The sequence below is a fragment of the Allocoleopsis sp. genome, assembly GCF_036703385.1.
Lineage (GTDB): Bacteria > Cyanobacteriota > Cyanobacteriia > Cyanobacteriales > Coleofasciculaceae > Allocoleopsis.
Genome location: NZ_DATNPA010000384.1, coordinates 1 through 5,679 on the forward strand (window position 1 = coordinate 1; position 5,679 = coordinate 5,679).

Annotated in this window: 5 protein-coding genes; all 5 read right to left on the minus strand. The window is 46.3% G+C overall.

Annotated elements, in window-relative coordinates; genetic code table 11:
* Positions 1-36: 36 nt before the first annotated feature.
* From V6C93_RS19085 to V6C93_RS19105, 5 genes are read right to left on the minus strand one after another with little or no spacing between them, the layout of a single operon-like run.
* Positions 37-1,587 (minus strand): hypothetical protein, encoded by a 1,551-nt coding sequence (locus V6C93_RS19085; protein ID WP_333478251.1) that lies wholly within the window; start codon positions 1,585-1,587, stop codon positions 37-39.
* Positions 1,584-3,308 (minus strand): hypothetical protein, encoded by a 1,725-nt coding sequence (locus V6C93_RS19090; protein ID WP_333478252.1) that lies wholly within the window; start codon positions 3,306-3,308, stop codon positions 1,584-1,586. Before V6C93_RS19090 ends, V6C93_RS19085 begins: the two co-directional genes overlap by 4 nt.
* Complete coding sequence (locus V6C93_RS19095; protein WP_333478253.1) at positions 3,292-3,714, minus strand: hypothetical protein; 423 nt, start codon at positions 3,712-3,714, stop codon at positions 3,292-3,294. Before V6C93_RS19095 ends, V6C93_RS19090 begins: the two co-directional genes overlap by 17 nt.
* The gene (locus V6C93_RS19100; protein WP_333478254.1) at positions 3,714-4,532 is read right to left on the minus strand and encodes an RAMP superfamily CRISPR-associated protein; all 819 of its coding nucleotides are present in this window, start codon (positions 4,530-4,532) and stop codon (positions 3,714-3,716) included. The genes V6C93_RS19095 and V6C93_RS19100 overlap by 1 nt, the downstream gene beginning before the upstream one ends.
* Positions 4,508-5,638, minus strand: coding sequence for a type III-B CRISPR module-associated Cmr3 family protein (locus V6C93_RS19105; RefSeq protein WP_333478255.1), 1,131 nt, complete (start codon positions 5,636-5,638; stop codon positions 4,508-4,510). Before V6C93_RS19105 ends, V6C93_RS19100 begins: the two co-directional genes overlap by 25 nt.
* Positions 5,639-5,679 lie beyond the last annotated feature (41 nt).

Sequence of the window (5,679 nt, forward strand, 5' to 3'; positions counted from 1 at the left end):
TAGTTGGTTGACTTATCGCCAAGATTAGTATATGTACTACGCGATCGCATCTTCCAATTCCTTGTGTACCTGAAACATGAGGCTGGCATCTTCAAGGGATGTAAACGCTTGGGGTAAATCCTCTTTAGCAATAAAGTTGAGACAGCCTAGAATTCGCTGCTTCCACTCCTCTTTCGTTTGAGTTTCCCAAGCTTTAAAAACCTTCAATTCTTGTAACCCTTCTATTTGATGAAAGCAATTATTGCGTTCTTTTTTAGCCGATTCCCAAACTATTCTAATATGTGGATGGTCTTTCCAATCCGGTCGCGCTTGTCTGAGTAACTCATAAATTGGGTCGCCATATAGACCTATCTTCCCCCATTTTTCAAATTTTCTCTGATTTGGCTCAGAGAGTGCATCAAAGTAATTGGGTAACATTTGACAAATGGAACGCTTGACTTGAAGCCCATATTTTGGATCATTGTCGATGTGAGCGCTACAATGCTTTCCCGCCCATTTAATAACCGAACCTTCAGCCGCACGAAAGCTATGGAATAAAGCATCAACCGTACTACCTTGTTCCAAACGAACCCAAGCTAAATAAGCAGATTCATATCCCGACTGATACCACGGAAAATTCTTGATTGATAGCAACTTGCGAGCGACTAAAATCTTCTTGAATTTTTGAAATTCAGCAAAACTCCACTGTTCGCCTGCATCTAGCAAATATTTAATCCGTTTCTGCTCAGAATTATTGGGAGTTGTCCCTGTCAATCCTAAAATATCCCGAACGCCTGAATAATCATGACGAGCAAGCAGTGCTTTTGCCTCTTGCTGTTGAATCGCGCCTAAATAAGTGGGCGATAAAATTTTATCCGTCTGTTGATTATATTCATTACTAACTAGAAATTCGACATTCGTTCTGAATTGTGCCAAGCTGACAAACTGTACAGCCGATGAAATAGCTGGAGTACCAGCTTGATGACTGACATAAACTTTATCACTGGCATCGACCTCGATCGCTTCCCTATCCAGTTGTTCGCTAAGATTCGTCCGCACTAATTCCAGAACAGAGTTCCAGTCATCAAGTCCCTGTTCCCCAGAGGCTGGAGATAGGGGAATCCAGACACAGTTTGCCTCAGGAAATTGGTCTTGAAAATATTGCTTTAAAATCGGCTTCAGCGTGCAGGTATCTTGCCAGTAGGGACATTTGGATTTCCGTCTTTCGGCATTACTGTGAAAAACCTTAGATTGGTCGGTTAACAACACGGCAATGGCATCGGGTGCAGACTCCTTCAACTTCCCCACAAAGTTATCCAATAGGGGAAAGGTTAAATACGACCAAATTTCCTGCTGTACCTCTGGAGAAGTTGCCTCATAAACCATACCCAGAACCCTGGTTTCAATCCGGTACGGCTCATCTTTGTCTTTATAAGATTGCTTGGGTTCAAAAGCGATGTCATAGCAATCGGCTTGAACCTCATCATCATACCAGTAATGCCAAATTTTATCGCTTCGTTGTTTCTCAGTTCTGCCCTTTTCCCGACACTTATTGTCGCTATCGAGTTGCACATCACTACTACCAATCGTGACAATCCAAATGTTCATGGCTGCTGTTCTCCCCAAAGGAGTTCAAATCCATCCGGCTGGTTCTTGAGAAACTCCAAAAAGTCTGTTGACTCCTGCGAATTATCGGGAAAAATCGTTAATAGCTCAATGAAGCGATTCGTTGACTTTACCTGAGGCTTACCGTCTTGTTTAACCACTTGCACTTTGGGTGGGTACATGCGATGCCAGAGACGCCCAATTTGACCGATTTTTCCGGTAAGCGATGTTGCTTTAATACTTTTATGCCGCTCACCTCTAGAAATTCCCTTTTGATAGGGTTCGTGTAACCAGGAAATCGCCACACATTCATCTCGCGTCCGAGCAATTCGCCCCCACACTTGAACGCGAGACGGATGCCATGCTTCTCGCCAATCGGCATGACGATTAGGAGTCGGTGTTTTGCCTCGCAACTGCATCCAAACTTTTGCCGTTTCCAGCACCGAATCAATAAATCCACCCACTTTTTTCGGATTCCAAACCCGAAGGGCATGGGATTTATCTGGCTTTTGCGCCCACTGCCAATGACAACCAATTAACTTTTGATAGTCGTCATTGTCGTAAAATAAGCGATGGTCGGCACGTCGCCATGACTTGCCAAATCCCCCCAACACCATTGCAAACCACATCAAGTCGGTTACGAGGTTTTGTAATGCTGTTTTCTCCGCATCGGGTAAGGGGCGCGTCAATGACCAAATCACATCGCCTTCGACGTTATACGTAGGTTGTTCGTAGCCATTCTGACCAAAAATTCCTAACTTTAGATCAGCCGTTTGAAACCCTAATCCTAACAGTCCGGCAGTTCCCTGCCCTTGAACGCCGCCAAACAATTCTTCCACTAATTGTTCTGCCGTGTTTGCATCCGTTAAGCCGCCAAAAATCCGTAAAGCATGACCTCGCAGACTACCTCGAATGATATTTGGACGAAATTCTCCTGTATCATCAATTAACTTAGCCGCTTGTCCTTGCCCTTTCAATCGCACCTGATAGAGGATTTCGCTTTGCGCGGCTTCAACGTGTCCGTACCCTGCACAAACTCGCGTCCCTAGTCCAACTGCGATCGCATTTTCCCAAACTTGCCATATTTCTTGCCATTGTTCGGGTGATAAGGGTTTAATACTAGAGATGCCAAATCTTAGGGTCGGTCGATCCAGTGACACGAGAGCATAAGCACTTTCACCACTCGACCTTGAATTCGTTTGTTGGTTTTTGACTTGCCATCCTTGCTGGGGATGCACCAAATCGACTAAGCCTTGCGTCCAATCATTAATCGGATAAGCGCCCTCAAACCGCAGCCGTCCGGGTGTAATCTCCGATTCATCCCCACAGTAGTCTTTGCAACTCCCGTATTGAAGTTCTCCCGCCCGTTCCGCCCGTTCGCAGGCTTGACGAAATACTCCTTTCATGCTGCTGCCGGGATAAAAGGGAATGCCCTTGGCACCAATCACAGGGCGAATCATGCCGTCATCTTGTCCGCCATTGGTCACGAACCGCCAACTAATTTGGTAGGTTTTGGTTTGATAAGTGGGTGTTTCTACCTCTTGTGCCTTTTCGGTAGGGACAAATTCAGCTTTTTCAATCCATTGTTCGGCCCAAAGCTGAACATCCTGCTTCTCACCCGCTTTTTTCTTGTTGGAATCAATATAATGCAGTTGGCTGCGTCCACTGACTTGGGCGCGAAACATCATCGGCACTTTTTTGTGTGCATCAGGAATCGATTTCATCAGCTAGCCTCCCAGTTTTGTATCGTTGCGTCCACCAGACAATGCAGTCACACAGTTGGGTTAAAACAGCGATCGCAACTCGTTGGTCTTCGAGCGGCAATTTCCATAGTTTTGCAGACATATCCTGGATATCTTGCACTTTGTTGGGATTTACCGCATCATTCGGAATCTTGACACCAGCTTTATCCATTACCTTCTGCAACGCATCCCAGGTTTCTTTCCAATATCTCGACTTGGCTTCTTCCCTGCCTTTGAGGCGCAAATGTTCGCCCCAAAAACGCTCTAACCCATAAGCCACCGCCATTCGCATTTTATAGGACTGATTCGGGGATTTTGGATCGCGCTCTCGTGCGTCTAGCACTAACTTTTGAGCGATGCGATCGAGTTCGTAAGATTTCCAACCCATTATTGATACTCTCCAGCTAGCGAAACACGACAACGACCAAAACCAATCGACTCTAAACCCCCGAAATACAACTCTGATGAATTCTCCTCGCCAAACGGTTTCCAACCTTTTCGTTTCAAAGCGATGGGAAATACTAAAACACTGCCTTCTGGCAAGGCTTCAGTATTGAAGAATGCGCCGCGTTCTGTATCCACTTTCTCCATTTCATCGAGCAGTTTGACGCGACTTTGCCGATACAGCGCCATATCATGCAGCATGGCAATATCGTTATCACCCACCACCACCAACTTTTTCGGGTCTAAATCTGCTCCAGGCGGAATCCAAGCCGATAAATCCTCTTCGTGTTCCAGTTCAATAAACCCTAAATTGAAAAACAGAATTTTGCCCCGTCCTGCCATCTGCCGACCTTCTAAACCCGTCGCTGCGGTGTAAGGGGCGGGGACATCCGCGTCAAGTTTGGCAATCCGTTTGTAGCGCTTGAGCAGCAAGGGACAGGTGACAAATACGACAGGTTGACCGGGGCAAAATACAGGCAACCAAACCAGGGAGGCATATTCAAACTTGACCAGGGCTTCAGTCGTGCCGCCATCCGGACGATTATCTACTGATTCATGCCCGTACCAAGTTTGCTCCTCACCCTGTTTCCCATCTCGCATATCAGCCCGAAAGCGTCCTCGAATTGAGCTACCGGGAATCATGCCCGTTTGGGTAAATTGGTCGCGAAAAATTAAGTTAAGATTGCCCGTTTCTTCCCCGGCAGTTGCCCCAACATGGATAGGTGCAAGGGCTTCAATTACTCCGTAGGCGCTGTGGTACATACTGGTAATCCTTGAATATCAATGGGTAAACACAAACCACACCCCAAATGTTTGAGGGGAAATCCTTCTTTGGGGAACCACTCGTCGGGAAATTCCCACCAGGTTTGATTCAGGGGGTGCTTGAAAACGTAAACACTTCCTGCCGGAACCGCATAGCGTCCTCGACTTAAGCGTCCAGTTCGGCTAGGGTCATAGGACTCCTCTACTGTTTCTATCTCTTGCTGAGAATGACCGAGGCGGTAACGGTAAGGAACGGGTTTATCGGTCAGCATTTTGAGTCCTTGCCTAGGAAAACTGGAATGATTGGGGTAACGGTAGGAGTAGTTATTTGACCCCCAAACACCCGGTGTAATCAGAGCAAAGGCGTGCTGAATTTTTTGGTTCAGGAGTCGATTAATTTTGTGTTTGTCTGAGAGAAAGTGACTTTCCACTTCTACCAGATGACCTTCTCCCCCAAAGCGATACCAGCCAGCAGGTAACTCATAGTTCGAGAGATACACTAAGCAATAGTCTTCGTGAAATTGCACCGCATTTTCTAAGAACAGTCCATCCTTTTCCACGACGTGACGTTCTTCCGCTTTTATTCTGGGATGGAGAAATGAGACAAAATCCCACGGTGCTTTTGCGATCGCTTGCTGTTCTCGGAGTTCATTCGGGGGTAAATTCCAGGTATTAATCGATTGCCAACTAAACTCCGGTTTCAAGTCTTTGTTCGTGCGTTCCCATCGATGTTGACCCAGACACCATTGATTGGACTCTGACGCCACCGCTTCTGGTGAATTCGACTTCTTTTTCACAAAAATCCATTCATCATCCTCTTTTTCCGCAATCACGTTATGCCAGGGAATCGGCACGTAGAATTGTTTGGGCTTGTATTGTTGTGCCCAAAACGGGCCGGAGATGACCAGATGATTTCTCAGTTCTGTGCGATCGGCAAATTGATGTTCGCGATTGGCGTTGAAAAAAAGTCCCGCAAGGGTAGCCGTATCGGGAGGAAATTTAGCACCGGAACGCCCCACTAAATTTTCTGGAGAAAGAAAAGCTCCAGCACTGCCGTACATCAATCCCAACGGCTTAACCGTAATTAAATATTGGAATTTCGACATAACTGCCACCCCACTTGAATGAGATCGTTAATCCAATTCAC

Excerpts from the sequence above, each read along its gene's own strand:
- V6C93_RS19095 (WP_333478253.1), bottom strand. The coding sequence starts at position 3,714 with ATGGGTTGGAAATCTTACGAACTCGATCGCATCGCTCAAAAGTTAGTG.
- V6C93_RS19100 (WP_333478254.1), bottom strand. The coding sequence starts at position 4,532 with ATGTACCACAGCGCCTACGGAGTAATTGAAGCCCTTGCACCTATCCAT.
- V6C93_RS19105 (WP_333478255.1), bottom strand. The coding sequence starts at position 5,638 with ATGTCGAAATTCCAATATTTAATTACGGTTAAGCCGTTGGGATTGATG.
- V6C93_RS19090 (WP_333478252.1), bottom strand. The coding sequence starts at position 3,308 with ATGAAATCGATTCCTGATGCACACAAAAAAGTGCCGATGATGTTTCGC.
- V6C93_RS19085 (WP_333478251.1), bottom strand. The coding sequence starts at position 1,587 with ATGAACATTTGGATTGTCACGATTGGTAGTAGTGATGTGCAACTCGAT.